The organism is Pseudanabaena sp. lw0831 (assembly GCF_016584665.1).
GTDB lineage: Bacteria > Cyanobacteriota > Cyanobacteriia > Pseudanabaenales > Pseudanabaenaceae > Pseudanabaena.
In genome coordinates this window covers 16,609-38,157 of record NZ_BBJB01000044.1, presented here as the reverse complement: position 1 = coordinate 38,157, position 21,549 = coordinate 16,609, and the positions used below count along the sequence as shown (strand labels likewise).

Sequence of the window (21,549 nt, the reverse complement as noted above, 5' to 3'; positions counted from 1 at the left end):
TACCAACACCTCAAAACAACGATTTATTTTAAAATGCTAACCTCTAAAAAGAAATATTGCTGTATTGCCACTTATCCCTTATCTCCTAACTCAATTTTACGTAGACTTCGCATAAAAGATGCAGTAATCGATGAAGAAGGGCTTACAAAACTTTTTGAGAATAATGAATATAAACTATTAGCCAAAAATGATGCTAATGGAGAAATTGATGCAGTTATTTATAAATCTGATCAAGAAGAAATCGATTCTGCTAAATTTGAAAAAAAAGCACTGAAAGTAATTGAAGAATCTCTAAAATGCTTACAGATTGCTTTTCTCTCCATAAGAAATCAGCCTAGATACATCGCAAAAAAAAGTGATGGGCAGCAAATTTCTATTGATATATTAGATTATGAAACTAACCTTAAAGCATGGTTACCAGAAACAATGATGCTGGTAACTAGCGGGAGAGCGCTTAACAACCAACTCTATTATGGATCTTTACAAAAAATTGTTACGGTTCTAACAGTGATAAATTGCGAAAACAATGACAAAATTAATGAGTATATTGCTCGATTTGTGAGTCTTGAGAATCTAAGCAGCGATCCAGTTCTTCACCTTATTACCCTTTATTCTCTCTATGAATATATTAATAAAAATTCAAGTCAATATTTAGAAAATTTATTTAAACAGCAAGGGATTGAGGAAAGATTTAGATTTACTAGAAATTTTGCTGCACATGGAACCGTTGGAGAAAGACAGAATGTTAAAAATTTTCTAAAAGATAGTTTAGGTGAATCTCAACAAGACTTCTATTCATTTGATCGATACAATCAGTCTCATATAAATCTCATCAATCATGTTATTAGCGAGTATCAAGTCATAATTCATGATTATTTAAAAGAACAATTAGGAATTTGAAAATCCATGTAAAATATAATATTTACAAAGTTAAAAAAAGCACCCCTAGGGGCGCTTTTTTATTGTTTCTGCTACGAAGTAGCTAGCGTGCGACGCTTCGTGACCATACGGAAGGCTTCGATGATATCGCCCTCTTTCCATGTAGAGAACTTAGCAAGAGAGATGCCGCACTCAAACCCAGAGGCGACCTCCTTGGCATCATCCTTAACTCGTCGGAGCGAGTCAAGTACAGCCGAATGTACAACCTCATTGCCGCGTTTGACACGGACATTACAGTTGCGGAGCAGCTTACCATTCTGGACATAGCATCCAGCCACAGCGCCCTTACCGATCGCAAAGATGGCGCGAACTTCAGCTTGACCAAGGTATTCCTCGACCATTTCAGGATCGAGTAAGCCTTCCATCGCATCTTGGATATCTTCCAAGAGCTTATAAATGACGTTGTAATCACGGAAATCAACACCCATCTCATCAGCAGCCTGTCTTGCACCAGGAGCCATCGTAGTATTAAATCCTAGGACAACTGCCGAGCTTGCTGCCGCCAAACTGATGTCGTTTTCGGTGATTTCACCAGGAGCCGAGAGGAGAATGCGGAGTTGGACTTCGCGCTGAGGTAGATTGGCAAGTGAACCCAGAATTGCTTCGAGAGAGCCTTGGACATCTGCCTTGAGAATAATATTGAGTTCCTTGAGAGCGCCTTCTTTGACCTTTTCTGACAAAGTACCAAGGGTGACACGACGGGAAGCCATTGCTTGTACCAAGCGAGCTTGACGTTGATCCATCGTGCGTTGATCAGCGATCGCCCTAGCCACTTTTTCATCAAGGTAGACTTCAAACTCATCACCTGCCGCAGGGACATCACCCAGACCGAGGACTTCCACCGCAAAGGATGGCGAAGCTTTATCAACACGGACACTGCGATCGTCCACCATGGCACGGACTTTACCAAAGGCAGCACCAGCGACGAAGATGTCACCAACGCGCAATGTACCGTTTTGAACTAGCAATGTTGCCACAGGGCCTTTAGCCTTGTCGAGGTGAGCTTCGATGACCGTACCCTTAGCGGTACGGTTAGGGTTCGCCTGTAAATCTTCAACTTCGGCAACCAGCAAGATCATTTCTAGCAAGGTATCAAGGTTCTCGCGACGAATCGCACTTACAGGAACCATGATTGTATCGCCGCCCCATTCTTCAGCAACAAGAGCATATTCGGTTAGCTCTTGGCGAATGCGATCGGGCTGAGCTTCAACCTTATCAACTTTGTTAATAGCAACAACGATTGGCACTTTAGCAGCACGAGCATGGCTGATCGCTTCAATGGTTTGAGGTTGAACACCATCATCGGCGGCAACAACTAGTACAGCAATGTCAGTAACCTTCGTACCACGCGCACGCATGGCAGTAAAGGCTTCGTGCCCAGGGGTGTCAAGGAAGACGATTTGTTGTTTAACGCCATTATGCTCAACATCAACGTGATATGCACCGATATGTTGAGTAATACCACCCGCCTCTCCTTGAGCGACTTTGCTCTTACGAATTGCATCAAGCAAGGTGGTTTTACCATGGTCAACATGTCCCATGATTGTGACCACTGGAGGACGGCGTTGCAGTTTATCAAGGTCGCCAGCATCAATCATTTCCGTCTTGAGTGCAAGCTCGACGACTTCAGGAGCATGGACTTCATAGCCCAATTCCGCCGACACCATTTTGGCAGTACCCACATCGAGGGTTTGGTTGATATTCGCCATGATCCCTTTCATAAATAGGGTGCGAATTACCTCTGTCTCTGAAAGGACTAACCGTTTGGCTAGTACAGCAACGGTCATACCCTCTTCGATTTCTACCGAGGTTGGTTTCTCAGGAATAATTTCGACTTGTTGGTGACGGCGATCGCGACTTGGTGCAGATTTTCTACCCTTTTGAGTTGGTTTAATGTCGGCAGCCATGGTTGGCTTCGATGGCACTGCTGCTGCCTTAGGACGTGCCGCAGGACGCGCCAGCGACAAACTGATCTGTGCTAGCTCAGCAGCTGCGTCAGCATCAGCCCCATCTTCATCTTCATCAGCAAAGTCGCGTAGATAGCGCTTGGGCTTATTCAGACGATTCTTTTCTTTAAGCTCTAGTAAATCCTTTTCTTCTTCTTCTTTGGACTTACCTTTACGCTTACTACCTTTGCCAGGCAAAGTTGGTTTTTCGAGAAGTTCTGGTAACGCAGGATTAAATCCACCTGCCGCTTCGGGCTTCTTGCCACTCTTGTCAGCGATTACAGGCTTTTCAGGCGCACGCATCAAGGTTGGCATCGGTGGACGCAAATTGTGCGGCGGTTCTGTTGGGGCAGTGATCCCACGTTCGATTAGTACCGAGTCTTTGACTAACTTCGGTCCACGGCTTTGAGGTCTACCACCAGCAGGGGCAGCTTGCTGTTCCACAGGTTTGTTCAGTTTTGGCTTTTCAGGCTTGTTTACCTTAACCGTTTCTGGATATTCCTCGCCCGTGCTCTGCTCGGTTCTGTCTTGCTCAGACTTACTCTGATTGGCTTTCGCCGAAATTCTTGACTCATCTGAAGGTTTTGCAGCAGGAGGTTTGGGCGCAATGACGGCTTTAGGCGCAACAGCTACAGGAGGCTTAGGTCTCTCTGGTGCAGCAGGCTTATTCAATTTGACCTGAGGTGGCGACACACTTACTAAGGATTGCTTCGGCACAGCAGGAGGACGCTCAGCTTTTTCTGCTTGTGGTCGCTCAGCTTTTGGAGTCTCTTTACGGGGTGTTTGTTCTTTAGGTGCTTGTTTGGATGGGATGATCTTTGCCGTTGTTGGCTCCTCAACTGAGATCTTTGCAGGGAGAGATACAACCGCCTTTTCAGATGATTTGGGTGAGGCTAGCGGCGTAATTAATTCTGTTTTTGATTCTGCTGGCGATGCTGGCTGAGAGTCTTTAATCGGTTGGGGGTTTACTGGTGGGGTCAATGCTGTTTCTAAGGTCAATTCAATTTTGGGCGCAGGGTTAGGTTCGGACTGTTCACCTTCTGAGACAGAAGGACGGCTGGGAGGCTTGACTAATGAAGAAGCAGGGGGCATGGGCAGGGGAGGGTTAATAACAGCAGTTTTAGCAGGAGTTTCTGAGCTAGGCTCAGCGATCGCACTAGGTGAGTTAAGAGGCGGATTTATAGAAGTTGTAGCTCCTACATTACCAGAGACAGGTGGAGTATTGAGACGAATTGTGGGCTTGGTAACCGCAAGAATTTGCTGCTTAGCAATACGAGCATCGGATTCTTTGATCTTTGCTGCTGCTGCAGATTTCTTCTCGGAAGCCCTAGGATCGGCAGCTTTATGATGATATTGAGGGGCTTTGATGCGTACCAACTCCGCCTCTGATTCTGTAATTGTACTACTATGACTTTTAACAACTATATTTAATTGCTCACATACCGCGATTACATCTTTGGTGTCGAGATCTAACTCTCGTGAGAGTTCATATAGTCGAACTCGATTGCTTATACTCATTGCTTACTCTGCCCTGCGTAACTGTTGTACACGATGAAGTTGAATTTACATAGAAGTTGCTTCCTATCTTTTGCTAGGTTGAATTACATTGACTGAATTACATTGACCATAGTTAATCTTAGAAGCGCCTAGCTATTCCTGCTGAACAGGCTAGCGAGTAGGTTTCAATTTTTAAATGAAACTACTATAGCTATTATTACTCATACAATCTAGTAATATGAGAGGTTAGCTAATTTGGCTCACAAACCTTGGCAAAATCTCACTCAGTTTACTAGCTCTTGTACATTACTCCTAAAACATAGGTTTTGAGAAGAGATTTTTTATGTATATGGCGCTTTGTGTGAATAATTGGCTCAGATTTTTGAAAACCCCTGCTTTATGTAGCTTTGCCTAAAAAATCAATGGGCTGATTAAATTTATAAATCCCTAGCTAATGAATTTAAGTGCATTAGCATTGTTACAGTTATTTACACTACTTTAATTTAAGGTAGGATCGGACAGTCTCGCAGCATTGTGATTTTATGACCAACGTACCCGTCTCTCGCATTCGCAACTTTTCAATCATTGCTCATATCGATCATGGCAAGTCTACGCTTGCCGATCGCTTGCTGCAATTTACAGGCACAGTGGCGGATCGAGATATGAAAGCGCAATTTCTCGACAACATGGATCTTGAGAGAGAGCGGGGGATCACAATTAAGTTGCAGGCGGCGCGGATGAACTACCAAGCGCTTAATGGTGATGAATATACAATTAATCTGATCGATACCCCAGGACATGTGGACTTTTCCTATGAGGTATCGCGCAGTTTGGCGGCTTGTGAAGGGGCCTTGCTAGTAGTTGATGCGTCGCAAGGGGTCGAGGCGCAAACTCTGGCTAATGTCTATTTAGCATTAGCAAATGATCTGGAGATTGTCCCCGTACTAAATAAGATCGATTTACCAGGAGCAGATCCCGATCGCATAGCCAATGAAATCGAGCAGTTAATTGGTTTAGATTGCTCGACAGCAATTCGAGCATCGGCAAAGCAGGGTGTTGGGATCAGGGAGATCCTTGAGGCGATCGTTTTGCAAGTGCCACCGCCAAAAGATACGGTCGATCAACCATTACGAGCCTTAATTTTTGATAGTTATTACGATGCTTATCGCGGAGTAATCGTTTATTTCCGTGTGATGGATGGCACGGTCAAAAAAGGCGATCGCGTTAAATTCATGGCTTCAGAGCAAGAATATGTCATCGATGAGCTTGGTGTACTTGCCCCTGGGCAAATCCAAGTTGATGAATTACATGCAGGTGAAGTGGGCTATCTCGCCGCTGCGATTAAGACGGTTGCTCATGCGCGGGTTGGTGACACTATTACTTCAGCACTCGACTCAGCACCAGAGCCTTTTCCTGGTTACGAAGAAGCAAAACCAATGGTTTTCTGCGGCATGTTTCCTACTGATGCCGATCAATTTGAGGAACTGCGCGAAGCCCTCACCAAGCTAAAGCTCAATGACGCATCTCTAAATTATGAGCCAGAAACCTCGAATGCGATGGGTTTTGGGTTTCGTTGTGGATTTTTGGGAATGCTACACATGGAGATTGTGCAAGAGCGTCTCGAACGAGAATACAATCTCGATCTAATTGTGACTGCGCCATCAGTAATTTATCGGGTGACAACAAATACTGGTGAGATCCTGATGGTGGATAATCCTAGCGAGTTACCGCCGCCAAACTCTAGACAATCGATAGAGGAGCCTTATGTCAAGCTAGAAATCATGACTCCACAAACTTACATTGGCACTTTGATGGAGTTGTGCGTAGCAAGACGCGGCATTTTTGTGGATACGAAATACATCACCACAGAACGGGCAACTTTAATGTATGAGCTGCCATTAGCCGAAATGGTAACTGATTTCTTCGATCAGATGAAGTCGCGCACGAAGGGATACGCCAGCATGGAATATCAAGTGATTGGCTATCGTCCTAACGATCTGGTACTTGTTGATATTCTCGTTAATGAAGAACCTGTGGATGCCTTGGCTTGCATTGTTCATCGTGACAAATCCTATAATATCGGTCGGGCTTTGGTGTCTAAGCTCAGAGAGTTAATTCCTAAGCAACAGTTCCAAATACCAATTCAAGCTGCGATCGGGACAAAGATCTTGGCGCGGGAGAATATTTCAGCTTTGAGAAAGAACGTGTTGAGTAAGTGCTACGGTGGTGATATTTCTCGAAAGAAGAAGTTGTTAGAGAAGCAGAAGAAGGGTAAAAAGCGGATGAAGTCGATTGGAACCGTGGAAGTTCCACAAGCAGCGTTTATGGCGATTTTGCAATTGAACGGTGATTAAACCCCAAAAAGACACAGCGCCCGCTATGCGGGTGCTGTGTCTTTTTGGGTTTATAATTCTAAGTTGAGTGGTAAGGCGATCGCAAACTTTGTGCCTATACCAACTGTACTTTCACAGAGAACGGTTCCTTTCAAGTTCTGTGTCACAAGGTTATAGATAATATGCAGCCCTAGACCACTGCCACCTCTATCTCTCGCTGTCGTGAAAAAAGGCTCAAAAATTTTGTCTAAATTCTCAGATGGAATGCCCTTGCCGTCATCGGAGTAGGTAATTAGAACTTTGTCATCTTGCTGAGCAATTTCAAATTGCAACTGTCCAGCTTTATCTAAGTCATGATAGGCATGAGTAAGGGAATTTATCACTAAATTTGTGATAATTTGCGAAAAAGCCCCTGGATAACTTTGCATAGCGATCGCATTATCACCAATGACTTTAATTTGATGTGGAGTATTTTGGATTTGTGGGGCTAAGCTAATCAGAATCCTCTCGATATAGTCTTTCACTTGAAAGGTACGCTGTTCTAAACTGGCTTGATCGACAGCAACTTGCTTAAAGTTTTGGATGAGTTCGGCGGCGCGTTGTAAGTTAGCCAATAGAATTTCACTACTGCTTTTGGATTTTGCTAAATATGCTTGTAAGCTAGATTTCTTTAGTTCACCGAGATCAAAAGATTCCTTGAACTTATTTGTCGCATTATCAAGAATGGAAGCCGCCATTAAACTATTACCAACTGGGGTATTCACCTCATGGGCGATACCTGCCACCATACTACCGAGCGCAGCATACTTTTCTGACTCTAATAGTTGCTTTTGGGTGTTTTTTAGTTCATCTAAGGTGCTGGCTAGTTCGACATTTTTTTGATAAATTGCAGCTTCTGCGCGTTTGCGATCGCTAATATTGCGAATCATAAATAGTACTTCGTTGGTTCCACTAACGACAATGCGCACCTCTTCATCTTGGCAATTGCCATTTACACATATTTGCTGTTCATAAATTTGTATTTTCCCCGTAACTATGGCTTGATGTATATAGAAAAGTTGGCGATCGCTAACTTCGGGCTGTAGAATTTGGGAAATATGCTTCCCAATATTCTCAAAATCGGGATACAGCAACTCAATGTCATTTTCATAGTTAACCTGACCAAGATAGATTCCATCCACACTGACATGAAACATCAAATCAGGAATAACGGAAAGAATAGCCCTTTTACGAGTTTCACCAGCACTGAACGCTGTATAACCCGTGACTGCGATCGCTGAACTAAATAGTGCTAATAAAGTAGGAACTATAGGCATCCACCATCCCCACAAAAATGCGATGTAGCTTACAGTAAATAACCCTCCGCCTAATCCAGAAATCGTCAGGATTTTCCAAGGTAGACGAAAAGCAAGTTTTGATGATGTCAGTATTCTTTTGTATCGTTTATTGTTGCCCAATAAACCACCGATAACCGCCCAGATAGCAATCCACAATGATTCGGTTAATTTCGACCAAACTTGTAAGATGGGTCGTCCATCAAGGGCGTTAGCGATTAATTGACTGGCAATATTTGCATGAAGAATTACGCCACTAGTTACAGGAAAAGGATTACCTAAGGTTGTGCTGTTATATGGGGTAATAAAGTAATCAGTGTTACTTTCTGCGGTAATTCCGATGATAACAAGGCGATCGCGAAATATATCCTGAGCAGTATTTCCATTGAGTACATCACTTAAAGAAACTGTGTGAAAGCCATCCTGAAAATTACGGAAATTTGATAGTATTTGATAGCCTCCCATTCCTTGCCGAACATAACCGCCATCATTTTCAACGATAGGAGAAAATATTGCTTTTCCTAATTTATATTGCTGCGTTTTGGGATTCACAACTTCGAGACTAATATTCTCTTTCTTGAGATATTCGATAGCTAATACGGCACTCAAACTGGTAATAGTTTTACCCTGTTTGTCCTTAAGCGACAGCAGGATACGGCGAATCTTCCCATCGCCATCGGGAAGAAAATCATTGGCAGCTACTTGATTAAGCTTTTCTAGAACAGGAGAAGCGGCTACATCACTCCCATCTTGATTAACGATCACCTTGCGGATGCCAACTAGATTTGGGGTCGATGCAAATATGTTTACTAGTTGTTGATATTCAGAACCATATTGCATAGGCACTGGCAGATCTCGATAGATATCTAGCCCGATCGCTCTGGGTTGCTGTTGCTTAATTAAATTTAAGAGCTTGGCAAGCGTTGCGTCAGAAATAGGAGAACCAAACTTCTGAATATCGGGTTCATTGATGGCGACAACCACAATGCGATCGTCAATGGCTTCTGATGGTCGCCATTGAAAAAACAAGTCATATACAGCAAGTTCTAATGGTTGAAAAATTCCCACAAAGCGCATTCCTAGTAAAATCCCCGTTGTCGCGGGGACAACAACCAAAACTCCACGCAATTTCCAAATTATTTTTTTTAGATTGATCCACATATCGATTATTTTGTAGGGCTGATGCACCCGCGATCGCACTTTACTTTAGAGCGAATTCGCAACTATGCTATAACAGAAATCTCTTCTGTGTAACATCAGTTAAATAGTTTTTAAGCGGGACTTAAAACATGAAACTTTCTCTTCGCTATATCAGTTCGACAAGTGTATTTACTCTCAGCTACTTCACCGCAACACTTTCGGCTATGGCGCAGATCCTCCCAGACAACACTTTACCTGTAAACTCTACAGTTACAACCAGTGGATTAATCCAAACAATTGATGATGGAACAAATAGAGGGATTAACCTCTATCATAGTTTTCAAGATTTCTCGGTTCCGACAAATAATACCGCCTATTTTAATAATGCTTCAAATATTCAAAATATTGTGACGCGAGTGACAGGTAGCTCCGTCTCAAATATTGACGGGATGCTCAAAGCCAATGGCAATGCGAATTTATTTTTGCTCAATCCTAACGGGATTATGTTTGGGGCAAATGCAAAGCTAGATATTGGTGGAACTTTTGTTGGCAGTACGGCAAATAGTTTCAAGTTCTCCGATGGTAGTGAGTTTAGCGCCACTAATCCCCAAGCACCGCCATTGCTGACTACGGATATTACAATGGGATTGCAATATGGCACAAGCAATACTGGAGCAACTATTAGCAATCGCGCTAATCTCTCTACGACACAAGATTTAGTTTTAAATGCTGACAAGTTGGATTTGCAGGGGCAATTACAGGCAGGTCGAGATCTGATTTTGCAAGCCCAAGATATGGTGACGATTCGCGATAATACTGCCAGTCGGTTTGTGGCAGTGTCTGGTAGAGATCTGCTTGTGCAAGGAAATCAATCGGTTGATGTTTTTGCTTTAAATCATCCTAGTAGTGGGTTTTGGTCAGGTCAGAATATGGTGTTGCGATCGCAAAATCCTGTGATTGGTGATGCTCATTTTTATGCTGGTGGGAACTTAAATATCGAGAAGTTGAATGGAACTATCGGTGATTTGCTCAGTCCTAACGATCCAGTGATTTTGGCTAATGGCAATGTGACTTTAGGTAACTACACTGGAGCATCGCTGCATATTTTAGCGGCGGGAAGCGTCACGCTGGGAAATGTCACGATTAATAATAGAGGAACTGTTAATACTACGATTAATCCCAGCAATACAACTCTATTTAATGCCACTAAGCGTTATGCGGATTTGGCAACATTTAGTTTGACTGACTATCAGGCAATTAAGAATAATAATGGCTCAATTCAAGATATTGTGCCATTACAGACTCCGATTACGATTGATGGTAGTACTAAGGCAACTTTGGATATAAGAGCAGGAGTGGATTGGTCAAAATTAGGTGGGTTGCCTGCTAGTCCCATGGTTTCAGGTGCGATCGCACCTGTTCCTACCTATGCAAATCCTCCTGCTAGAGCCGATATTACGGTGAATGGGAATATTCGTGTGAGTCAACCAAGTGGATTAGTATTCTTAACTAACCAGTTCAATCCCAATACCTTACAAGGCAAAATTTCCACTCAAGAAATTAATACAGGGACGAATGTTGTTGGGGCTAATGCTGGTGATATTCGAGTCTATGGTCGCGGCGATATTACCCTGAATTCAAACCTAATCGCATACTCGGAGCCTGGTTCTGGCAATGCAGGAAATGGCGGTTCAGTCGCGATTTCTTCTTATTCTGGCAATATTACGATGAATTCTGAATTATACACTGACTCCTTTACACTCACAGGCAATACGGAGAATGGCGGTGCGATTTCATTCTCTTCTTATTTGGGCGATATCATATTAGACAACCTATACTTTGAATCATCCTCATTCTCTTACTCTGGCAACTCAGCCAATGCAGGAGCAGTTTCCCTAGCTTCTTACTCAGGTAATATCACGATCACTCGTCCAATCTGGAAATCACCCTCCGTTTCGTTAGCATTAGGTCGTTCTGGTGATGGAGGAGCAATTTCTTTTGCTACTTATTCTGGCGATATTACGATTAAAGAAGTTAGAAGTTTCTTTGGAGATGTTGGGACTTATTTAGATGCTGGTACTTACTCAGGCTCTAGTTACTCTGGTAATGGTGGAGCAATCTCTTTAGCTTCCAACTCTGGCAACATTTCACTAATCAATGCGCCATTAAACTCATCTACGGCTTCTTATTCATCCTCAAAGTTAGATCATTCTGGAAATGGCGGAGCAATCTCTTTAGCTACTTCTTTAGGGAATATTACCCTGAACGATTTGACGTTGTATTCGTATTCATTCGCGAGATCCGCAAATTCTCGAATGGGCGGAGCAATTTCTTTATACTCTGATTCTGGCAATATTGCGCTGAACAATTCGACATTGTCAGCATACTCGTTAGCCTCATTTGCCAGTTCCCAGAATGGGGGGGCAATATCCATCTCTGCACCCAAAGGTAACATTACGAGTGCCCTAACAAGTTATATATTGTCTTTCTCAATTTCAGCAGCAGGTTTCAAAAGTGGTAATGGTGGTGAGATCACCTTAACAGCAAAAGATCAAATCCGTAATCTTGCACTCTTTACCTCATCCGCCTTTGGTCAAGCTGGCGCAGTAAACATTAATGGTCTAGGTGATTTGACGATCGCATCTCTTCAGGTGATTACCAGTAAGACCGTAAATTTCCCTAGACGCGCCTATGATATCAACGATCCCAACACTTTCATCACCACTATTTTTGGATCTGGACAAAATGGGCGATCGGGAGATGTAATGATTAAAGGGTTAGGCAATCTCACCTTTGACAATACCCTGATCGTGAGTACGACCCAAGGGCTTGACCCTGCTGGGAATATTTTGATCGCTAGCCCTGCGGCGATCTCCTTCCAAAATAACAGCCAAGTCCTGAGTAATACCAGTAGTCTCGGTAGCGCTGGAAATATCACTGTTGTCGCAGGAGAGCGCATCACCTTCAAAGATAATAGTCAAATTATTGCTCAAACTAGTAGCAGTGGAAAAGCTGGCAACATCGGACTGATTGCAGGAAACTCGATCCTCTTTACTGCGGGTACTGGCTTATTTGCCAATACCACAGTAGGTTCTACAGGAGATGGCGGCAATATTGCGATCGATCCACAGTATGTCACCCTTCAAGATGGCGCGACAATCGCTGTCGGCAGTCTTGGCTCAGGGCTGGGCGGCAACATCACTATATTCGCCAATAACCTCTCGCTTTTGAATGGTTCCTCCATTACCGCCTCAACCGCTAGCACCAATGGAGGCAATATAAATTTGAATGTTCCATCTATATTGCTTTTACGCTACGGCAGCAATATCACAACCACCGCAGGTACAGCAAATGCAGGAGGCAACGGTGGCAATATCAATATCAAAGCAGGTTTCATCGTTGGAGTAAAAGGCGAAAACAGCGATATTTTTACTAATGCATTTACAGGTAACGGCGGCAGAGTTACTATCACCACTAACGGCATCTATGGACTAGAGTTTCGTCCTCAACTAACAGGTTTTAGTGACATTGCAGCTAGTTCTCAGTTTGGTGTGCAAGGAAATGTCATCGTTACCACTCCTGAAATCGATCCAAGTCGAGGATTAACTACGTTACCGCTTAATCTTATCGATTCATCGAAACAAGTTAGTCAGAGCTGTGCGGTGGGAGGGAAGTTATCTAATCGTGAAAATCGCTTTACGATCGCAGGTAGAGGTGGCTTACCAAAGAGTCCTACTGATGAGCTTTCCAGTAATCAGCCTCTTGTGCAGCTAGCTGAAATCGTACCAAGCAGCACCAATCAATTCTCGGCAATAGAACAGAATCAAGAGGTAAAGAACGCTTCTCCCAAATTTATTGTCGAGGCAAATGCGATCACTAGAGATAATAACGGCAGATTGCAGTTAGTTGCTGCTTCTAATCCACTCAGTCCCTCCATCCCTCAGCTTGCTTGTGCGAACCAATAAATTTTTGGAAAGTGTCGCTTGGCGACACTTTCCAAAAATTTATTGGTTCGGGTTTGAGTGCTAAAATATGGATATTGCTTCTCGGAGTGAAATCTATGACCGCCTATACAGTCAATCTCGATCCAATTATGAAACTGACCAGAGAGCAGTTTTATGAATTATGCGCGGCAAACCCAGAACTTAAACTAGAACGGAACCCTCATGGAGAACTCGTAATTATGTCCCCCACTGGTGGCGAAACAGGTGCTTGGAATTCAGATATTACAACTGATTTAACACTTTGGAATCGCCAAAGTGGCATAGGGAAAGTATTTGACTCATCAACTGGATTTGCCCTTCCTAAAGGTTCCGATCGCTCTCCTGATGCTGCATGGATACCGATCGCTAAGTGGAATGCGCTGACACCTACACAGCGGAAGAGATTTTTGCCATTATGTCCCGATTTTGCGATCGAACTATTATCGCCAAATGATTCATGGATTAAAAGCTTAGCAAAAATGCAGGAATACCAAGACAACGGCTGTCGTTTGGGTTGGCTGATCGATCCTGAAAGTAAGCGCGTTGCTATTTATCGTCTGGGTAAATCCGTCGAGATTCTCGAAGCCCCACCAAGTTTGTCTGGGGAAGAAGTTTTAATCGGATTTGTGCTGAGTTTAGAAAATATTTGGTCTGCGTAAATCCAATCTTAAATAAATATTACAGGGAATATCCATGTTCTTTTGGGAATCCATCTCGAATCTAAAACCCAAAAACAGTAAATTCCTTCGCTATGTCAGTCTTGGAACTTGTGCAACTATACTCGCACTAATCTTAGGATGGAATGCTCAACCCAGTATTGCTAATAATCCTCCAAAAGCCTCAACTGATATAGTTCTTACTCAAACTGGAAGTGATAAACCTGCAACTCTTGTCCAGAGAGGCAAACAGTATTTCCAATCAAGTCAATATGCCAATGCGATCTCGACTTGGAAACAAGCTGCTGATATTTATGTAAAACAAGGCGATCGCCTCAATCACGCCATTGTTTTGCAAAATCTTGCCTTAGCACATCAACAACTCGGTCAATGGAAAGAATCCGATCAGGCGATCGCCCTCAGCATAGAAATCCTCCAATCCGATTCGCAACAACCAAAATTATTAGCACAGGCTCTCAACATTCAAGGCAACATTCAACTCGCGCAGGGTAAAGCTCAAGATGCATTAACAATTTGGCAAAAGGCAGCAGCAACCTACGAGCAGTTAGGAGACAAGGACGGAGCCATTCGCAGCAAGATTAATCAGAGTCAAGCCATGCGATCGCTAGGTTTATATCCCAAAGCTAAAGATATTCTTCAGCAAGTCCAAATAGAACTTAAAGAACGCCCCAAATCCTCACTCAAAGCAGCTAGTCTACTTAATCTTGGCGACACCCTGCGACTGAGCGGAGATTTTAAAGAAGCAAAAATTGTATTGCAAGAAAGTCTAGAAATTGCTAAAAAGCTCAATGACTCTTCGATCATAGCCGACGCTCTCCTGAGTTTAGGAAATACCACCTATAGCGCGAAACAATCCGCCGAGGCAATCGGCTACTATCAGCAAGCCGCGATCGCTGCTACATCTCCGATCCAAAAAGTCCAAGCTCAACTCAACCAACTTCGTCTTCAGATTGAAGCGAAACAGCCTGAATCGGCACAACTATTATTAACAGATCTGCAAACGCAACTATCAAGCCTCCCACCGAGCCGAGCCTCAGTATACGCAAAAGTAAACTTTGCCCAAAGTCTGGTTAAGCTTAATCCTACATCAAGCGATCGCCAAACCTCCGCCCAGTTCCTCGCCACATCTGCTCAACAAGCAAAAGAGATGGGCGATCCGAGAGCCGAGTCCTATGCGATCGGATATCTGGGCAACCTCTATGAACAAACGCAACAGTTTTCAGAAGCCCAAACCCTTACCGAGAAAGCGCTCATTCTCGCCCAAACCAATAATGCCTCAGATATTGCCTATCGCTGGCAGTGGCAACTCGGACGAGTACTCAAATCTCAAGGCGAAAATTCCAAAGCGATCGCCACCTATAGCGAATCTGTGAATACATTAGCTTCAATTCGTGGCGATCTTGTCTCCAGCAATGCAGACATTCAGTTTTCCTTCCGTGATAGCGTCGAACCAGTCTACCGTCAGCTTGTCGCCTTACTTCTTACTCCAGAAAATGGCAAACCAGTCAGCCAAGAAAATCTCAAAGCCGCTCGTAAAGTAATTGAATCTTTACAACTTGCCGAACTAGATAACTTTTTCAAAGAAGCTTGCCTCGCAGGGATGGCTACCCAAGTTGATGAAGTTGATCCACAAGCTGCTGTCATCTACCCGATCGTTTTGCCTGAGAGTCTAGAAGTTATTATTTCACTTCCAGATCGTTCTTTCCTTCACCGTACAACTAAAATCTCTCAGGACAAACTAGAAAGTCTCTTGAGTGAATTACGGCGATCGCTACGTCGAACATCCCTTGAGACGGATATTCAAGATGTGTCAGAAAAAATTTACAACATACTAATCGGTAAAGAAACAGAATCTATATTAGCTAAGAAAAAAATTAAAACCTTAGCATTTGTTCTTGATGGTTCTTTGAGAAATTTGCCTATGGCAGTACTCTATGATGGACAACAGTACTTGATGGAAAAATATAATCTAGCAATCACCCCTGGGTTACAACTCATCGATCCTCGTCCACTCAAGCACCAACAACTAACTGTATTTGTCGGAGGATTGAGTAAGGAAACCCAAAACTTTAATGCTCTACCAAATGTCGAAAGAGAGATTCAGCAAATAGCGACCCTTGTATCAGCTCAAACACCATTACTCAATGAAACGTTTATTAGCGAGTCTATTCAAAAACAAATTAGTAAAATCCCCTATAGAGTAGTTCATCTAGCTACTCATGGTGAATTTAGCTCTGATGCCGAAAAAACCTTTATCTTAACGTGGAATAATCGTCTGGGAGTCAAACAATTGGGGGAATTGCTGCAATCTAGAGAACAAGATAGTCGTATTCCCATTGAGTTATTGGTACTCAGTGCTTGTAAAACCGCGAAGGGAGATAATCGAGCCGCATTAGGACTAGCAGGAATGGCTGTGCGATCGGGAGCAAGAAGCACGATCGCTAGTTTATGGTCAGTTGAGGATAGTGCCACAGCGACATTTATGGAAGACTTTTATCAAGAACTAGCGACTCTCGGCACAACTAAAGCCAATGCTCTGCGAAAAGCTCAGCTAAGCCTTCTCAAAAATCCGCAGTTTACTCACCCCTTCTATTGGTCTCCATTCGTTTTAGTCGGGAACTGGTTGTAACCCAAAAAAATAAGATAGCACGAAGTGCCATCTTATTTTTTTGGGTTTTAAAAAACTGCACCCCTCACTGTGCGGGCGATGCAGTTTTTCGCTCTGGTTTTTCAATTATGCCAAGGTACTTAATATAAAAAAATAAGTAACATATCACTTGATATTCATTACAGTAATTTATGATTAAGAGATCAACAATAAATTTTTTGAAAGTACCGCTTTACGACACTTTCAAAAAATTTATTGTTTTGAGCTTGAGCGCAACGCGCCGTATGTCGTTTTATTTCAATGCTTCTAATTTAGTCCACTGGGAAACTTGCAGTTAGTCAGTTACTGCTTATAGGAATAAAGCTATGTTCTCTAAATATTTTCATCGATACTTTGTCCTCTTGGCGATCGCAATACTCTGGGAGATCACCACATTCTCCATTTTTTCGGCAAGTGCTAACGTCCAAATATTTGAGCCTCCGACAAGCAACCCTGCCCCAAAAACGACCATTGGCGGTGGAAGGCGGAGTAATGATGGACAATGCCTGAAAAATCGAGATGTTCAAACTAGAGAGGACAAAACTAAAAAATCTTTAGAACAACAGCTTACTCCCATACTCCCGCCTAACAAATTTGGGCTTACAGTCTCATCAAATCCGACATTTTTTGCATATATTCCCAAAACCTCTGCGATCGCAGTGGAGTTCACCCTTGAAAATCAGCAAGGCAAGGGCATCGCCCGCAAGACTGTCACGCTCACTAGCACACCCAGTATCGTCAATGTTCAATTTGAGAAAACACCCCTAGAAGTTGGAAAAGATTACAAATGGCTGATCTCCGTCATCTGCGAAACTGGCGATCCTGAAGATACTTTTTCAGAAGGGATCATCCGTCGTATCAAACCCGAATCAACTTTGCTCAGCAAATTAGAGAAAGCGAACGCGATCGAACGAGTATCTCTATATGCAAAGTTTGGAATTTGGCATGAAGCAATTTCTAGTCTTGCAAGTTTACTTCTGGCTCAACCCAATAGCCCCGAACTAAAGACGAGTTGGCTAACTTTGCTCAAGTCCACTAGCTTAGAATTCATAGCAAATATGCCTCTCACCAAATGATTATCACTATCAAATCATTTATGAAATAGAAAAATGCCTATAGATTCCAAAGATTCCGACGAGCTAATTTTTATAGCAGAAAATGAGGAGTTATCTTTTGTAGATGCAAAACCCAATATTAGTGAGGTGGGCTTTGCCCACCTCACTAATATTGAGTTTAATTTAATTAGCGATCCTAACGAATCTCAAGAAATATTTGAATTTACGTCATTACTGAACAGATCGACATGGCAGATCTTGATCTGTGATGATGATCGTTCTGTCCATGAAGTTACCAAACTTGCCCTAGAGGGATTTAAGTTTGCAGGCAAAGAATTAGAGATAATCTCTGCCTGCTCGGGTGCTGAAGGAATCAAGATTATCGCGCAAAATCCTGACATCGCGGTGATCCTGCAAGACGTGATCATGGAAACCAATGACGCGGGTTTGCAAGCTGTCAAATATATCCGTGAAGTTTTGCAAAATCAACTTGTACGGATTATCCTCCGTACAGGTCAGCCAGGAGATTTTCCTGAATCTTCGGTGGTTATAAACTATGACATCAATGACTACAAGTCAAAAACAGAACTGACCGAGCAGAAACTATTTACAGCCCTAATTTCTAGCCTCAGAGCATACAGCAGCATCGTAAATCTTGCAGAAAGTCGTCAAAAGTTGGCTACCTTAAACAAACAACTCTATCAATTTAATCAGAATTTAGAAAAGATTGTCCAAGAGCGCACCATTGAACTCGAAATTGCTAAAGAAGCCGCAGATAGTGCGAATAAAGCGAAAAGTCAGTTTCTTACCAATATGAGTCATGAGCTGAGAACTCCTCTTAATGGAATTCTTGGTTATGCTCAACTTCTAAAACTGAGTGATGACCCAGTTAAACATCAAGATGGATTAAATGTCATCCAGCGTAGCGGTCAGCACTTGCTGACATTGATTAATGACATTCTCGATCTGTCCAAAATTGAAGCAGGTAAATTAGAGATCGATCGTGACATGTTCCATTTAGATGAACTTCTCAAGGGTCTGATCGACATGTTTAAGGCTCAGGCAATCAATCAAGGCATAGAGATTATCTATAAGATTATTGGACAAATTCCCAAGCTTGTTTATGGTGATGCCAAACGGCTGCGCCAAGTTTTGTTTAATCTAGTCGGCAATGCCATCAAGTTCACAGACAAAGGGATTGTGACTCTGACGGTGCAAAGTCCTAGCGACAACAAAATTCGTTTTGATGTAATCGATAGCGGTGTGGGGATCGCCCCAGAGGATTTACCGATAATATTTCAATCCTTTGAACAAGTCGGCGATCCTATAAAAATGCAATCAGGAACTGGATTGGGGTTGCCAATTAGCAAGCGCCTCATCGAGATGATGGGAGGAGAGTTAAATGTAACAAGTACCCTAGGTCAAGGTAGTACTTTCTGGATTGAAATTGATTTACCTACTTACGTAAATCCGAAAACGACAGAGCAGCTCCAACAAAATGTTGAAATCATCGGTTACAAGGGCAAAAAACGTAAAATCGTCGTGGCGGATTCAAAACAATTAGACCGTGATTTAGTAGTAGATATGCTCTCTCAACTTGACTTTGACATCATCGAATCTGAAGGCGATATTGATATTTTCGATAAAACATCAGCAAACATTCCTGATTTGCTTTTACTAGGCTTGAAAAATTTAGATGATGCTAGTTGGGATATTCCCCGCAAAATCCGACAGACTCCTATGCTTAAGGACACTGTCATAATTATGTTGTCGGAAGATGTAATTGAAGGCGATCGCCAGAAATGTATAGAAGCGGGTTGCGCTGACCTTCTTGCTAAACCCATCGCCATGAAACCGTTAATGGATATAATTCAAGCAAATCTGGGGTTAGAGTGGGAGTACTGCTATTTTGCGTCCTCTGAAGTTTCCTCTCAACCATCTTTAGCAAGTCAAGCGATCGCAAACAACATCTTGCTACCCTCTCGACAAATCATATTGGAGCTAATAGAACTAGCGGAGACAGGCAATTTAGACTCTCTACAAAAGCGTGTAAAGGATTTAGAAAAGTATGACGATGGACTGAAGGCATTTACTGGGGAAATTCTAGAATTAGCAAGAGGTTTTCAACTTCGCAATATTTTAAATTACCTCAATAAACTGATGGAGACTTGCTGAGCCAAAAACCAATTTCGGTATTTTTAGCGCCTGCGGCGCTAAAAATACAAAAACCAATTTTTTGAAAGCCCGCCGTAGGTGGGCTTTCAAAAAATTGGTTTTTGTAATGAGAATTACTGCCCCAATCATCGATTTCACTATAAATCGCCAACCTCTGCTAGAATCTAAACCTACAGTATCTGCTCCCAGTTATTGATACTGCTGACTCGTTAAATTCTCCTGTCTCTGCTCCATCTGACACCAATTTCAAGAATGGCTTAGCCATATTTGAAGCTTTAAAATCCCTCTGGGTAAGGTTTTAGATTCTTAGAAATGTCGCAACCCTCTAAGAATTGGTATGAATGAATTGGCACGAATAAAAATGGCAACATTAACAGCGACAGACTGATAAAAATACGACACAAAACCGACACACAATTTGGAGTTCTATGTCTTTCTCAGCCCTTGGTTTGTCTGATCAAATCGTCCGTGCTGTCACTGCACGCGGCTATACTGAGCCTACACCGATTCAGTCACGGGCGATCCCCGTTGTTCTTTCAGGTCAAGATTTATTAGCTGGCGCTCAAACAGGTACTGGCAAAACCGCAGGATTTACATTACCGATCTTGCATTTACTATCTAACAAGGTCGTCAAGCGATCGCCAACGGGAAAAATCCCAATTCGGGCGCTGATCCTCACACCCACCCGTGAACTCGCCGCTCAAGTCGAAGAAAGCGTGCGGATGTATGGCAGACATTTACCACTGCAATCAATGGTGATCTATGGCGGCGTTAACATTAATCCCCAGATCAACCGCCTCAGAGGTGGCGTAGAGATTTTGGTGGCGACTCCAGGACGATTGCTAGATCATGTGCAGCAGGGTCGATTGGATCTATCCAAGGTAGAAATCTTGGTATTAGATGAAGCCGATCGCATGTTGGACATGGGCTTTATTCGAGATATTCGTCGGATTCTTGCCCTATTACCAAAAGAACGCCAAAATCTCTTGTTTTCGGCAACTTTTTCCAACGAGATCAAATCCTTTGCCAGTACTTTACTCAATCAGCCTGTAATGGTCGAAGTTGCTGGTCAGAATGCCACAGCTGATCTAGTTACTCAGAGGATTTTTCCTGTCGATCGCGATCGCAAACGGGAATTGCTAACCCATTTGATCAAGACTCATAGCTGGTATCAGGTCTTGGTATTTACACGTACCAAGCATGGAGCCGATCGCCTAGTGAAGCAGCTACATCAAGATGACATTGTGGCGATGGCAATTCATGGTAATAAAAGTCAAGCCGCTCGTACTCGCGCCCTTGGCAAGTTTAAAGATGGCAGTTTGCAAGTATTAGTCGCCACAGATATCGCGGCGCGGGGCTTAGATATTAGCGAGCTGCCCCATGTAGTCAACTACGAGTTACCGAACGTCCCCGAAGATTATGTACATCGGATCGGACGCACAGGACGCGCTGGCTCGTCAGGTGAGGCGATCTCGCTGGTATGTGTCGATGAGCGCAAGTTCTTGTCAGATATTGAGAAATTAATCAAGCGATCGCTGCCCCAAGAAATTATTGCTGGTTTCGAGCCTGATCCCCGTGCCAAGCCTGAACCGATCCAAGTGGGACGACAATCTAAGCATCAGCCTCGACGTGGTGGACAAAGCGATCGCAATTATGCGGGGAAACCGTCATCAGTGACTGCGCCAAGTAAATTGCCAAGTAAACCTCAAAAGCCACAGCCTAATAAAAGTATTACTACCAAATCTCGAAATCCAAATTAATAGTAAAGCTCAAAATGGCTAAGCCATTTTGAGCTGACCGCTGTGCAAAAAGCAGAAAACCGC

10 protein-coding genes are annotated in these 21,549 nt (G+C 43.0%); 8 read left to right on the top strand and 2 right to left on the bottom strand.

All coding sequences use genetic code 11. The features are described from left to right. Nucleotides 1–33 precede the first annotated feature (33 nt). Entirely contained in the window at nt 34–900 is an 867-nt protein-coding gene (locus APA_RS07450; protein WP_201321662.1) for a hypothetical protein, read from the top strand. Nucleotides 901–971: 71 nt separating this feature from the next. Here APA_RS07450 and infB read toward each other — a convergent pair whose 3' ends face one another. Further along, nucleotides 972–4,403, bottom strand: coding sequence for a translation initiation factor IF-2 (gene infB / locus APA_RS07445; RefSeq protein WP_201321661.1), 3,432 nt, complete (start codon nt 4,401–4,403; stop codon nt 972–974). A 521-nt stretch (nt 4,404–4,924) separates the two neighbouring features. Here infB and lepA point away from each other — a divergent pair. Continuing rightward, nucleotides 4,925–6,736, top strand: coding sequence for a translation elongation factor 4 (lepA, locus tag APA_RS07440; RefSeq protein WP_201321660.1), 1,812 nt, complete (start codon nt 4,925–4,927; stop codon nt 6,734–6,736). Between the two features lie 50 nt (nt 6,737–6,786). Here lepA and APA_RS07435 read toward each other — a convergent pair whose 3' ends face one another. Further along, nucleotides 6,787–9,210, bottom strand: coding sequence for a CHASE2 domain-containing protein (locus APA_RS07435; protein WP_201321659.1), 2,424 nt, complete (start codon nt 9,208–9,210; stop codon nt 6,787–6,789). A 128-nt stretch (nt 9,211–9,338) separates the two neighbouring features. Between APA_RS07435 and APA_RS07430 the strand changes: the two genes are divergently transcribed. The 6 genes from APA_RS07430 (at nt 9,339) to APA_RS07405 (ending at nt 21,486) form a co-directional block, all read left to right on the top strand. After that, nucleotides 9,339–13,154 (top strand): filamentous hemagglutinin N-terminal domain-containing protein, encoded by a 3,816-nt coding sequence (locus tag APA_RS07430; protein WP_201321658.1) that lies wholly within the window; start codon nt 9,339–9,341, stop codon nt 13,152–13,154. A 95-nt stretch (nt 13,155–13,249) separates the two neighbouring features. Next, the gene (locus tag APA_RS07425; RefSeq protein WP_201321657.1) at nt 13,250–13,831 is read left to right on the top strand and encodes a Uma2 family endonuclease; all 582 of its coding nucleotides are present in this window, start codon (nt 13,250–13,252) and stop codon (nt 13,829–13,831) included. Nucleotides 13,832–13,865: 34 nt separating this feature from the next. Next, entirely contained in the window at nt 13,866–16,478 is a 2,613-nt protein-coding gene (locus tag APA_RS07420) for a CHAT domain-containing protein (RefSeq protein WP_236579443.1), read from the top strand. Between the two features lie 344 nt (nt 16,479–16,822). Continuing rightward, nucleotides 16,823–17,572, top strand: a complete 750-nt coding sequence (locus APA_RS07415) for a DUF928 domain-containing protein (RefSeq protein ID WP_201321656.1) — start codon at nt 16,823–16,825, stop codon at nt 17,570–17,572. A 33-nt stretch (nt 17,573–17,605) separates the two neighbouring features. Further along, the gene (locus APA_RS07410; protein ID WP_201321655.1) at nt 17,606–19,726 is read left to right on the top strand and encodes an ATP-binding protein; all 2,121 of its coding nucleotides are present in this window, start codon (nt 17,606–17,608) and stop codon (nt 19,724–19,726) included. A 428-nt stretch (nt 19,727–20,154) separates the two neighbouring features. Continuing rightward, nucleotides 20,155–21,486, top strand: coding sequence for a DEAD/DEAH box helicase (locus tag APA_RS07405; protein WP_201321654.1), 1,332 nt, complete (start codon nt 20,155–20,157; stop codon nt 21,484–21,486). The last annotated feature ends 63 nt before the right edge of the window (nt 21,487–21,549 follow it).

Bases quoted from the DNA above. Each gene is read 5' to 3' on its own strand.
- APA_RS07450 (WP_201321662.1), top strand. From the start codon at position 34: ATGCTAACCTCTAAAAAGAAATATTGCTGTATTGCCACTTATCCCTTA.
- APA_RS07430 (WP_201321658.1), top strand. From the start codon at position 9,339: ATGAAACTTTCTCTTCGCTATATCAGTTCGACAAGTGTATTTACTCTC.
- APA_RS07405 (WP_201321654.1), top strand. From the start codon at position 20,155: ATGTCTTTCTCAGCCCTTGGTTTGTCTGATCAAATCGTCCGTGCTGTC.
- infB (WP_201321661.1), bottom strand. From the start codon at position 4,403: ATGAGTATAAGCAATCGAGTTCGACTATATGAACTCTCACGAGAGTTA.
- APA_RS07420 (WP_236579443.1), top strand. From the start codon at position 13,866: ATGTTCTTTTGGGAATCCATCTCGAATCTAAAACCCAAAAACAGTAAA.
- APA_RS07425 (WP_201321657.1), top strand. From the start codon at position 13,250: ATGACCGCCTATACAGTCAATCTCGATCCAATTATGAAACTGACCAGA.
- lepA (WP_201321660.1), top strand. From the start codon at position 4,925: ATGACCAACGTACCCGTCTCTCGCATTCGCAACTTTTCAATCATTGCT.
- APA_RS07415 (WP_201321656.1), top strand. From the start codon at position 16,823: ATGTTCTCTAAATATTTTCATCGATACTTTGTCCTCTTGGCGATCGCA.
- APA_RS07410 (WP_201321655.1), top strand. From the start codon at position 17,606: ATGCCTATAGATTCCAAAGATTCCGACGAGCTAATTTTTATAGCAGAA.
- APA_RS07435 (WP_201321659.1), bottom strand. From the start codon at position 9,210: ATGTGGATCAATCTAAAAAAAATAATTTGGAAATTGCGTGGAGTTTTG.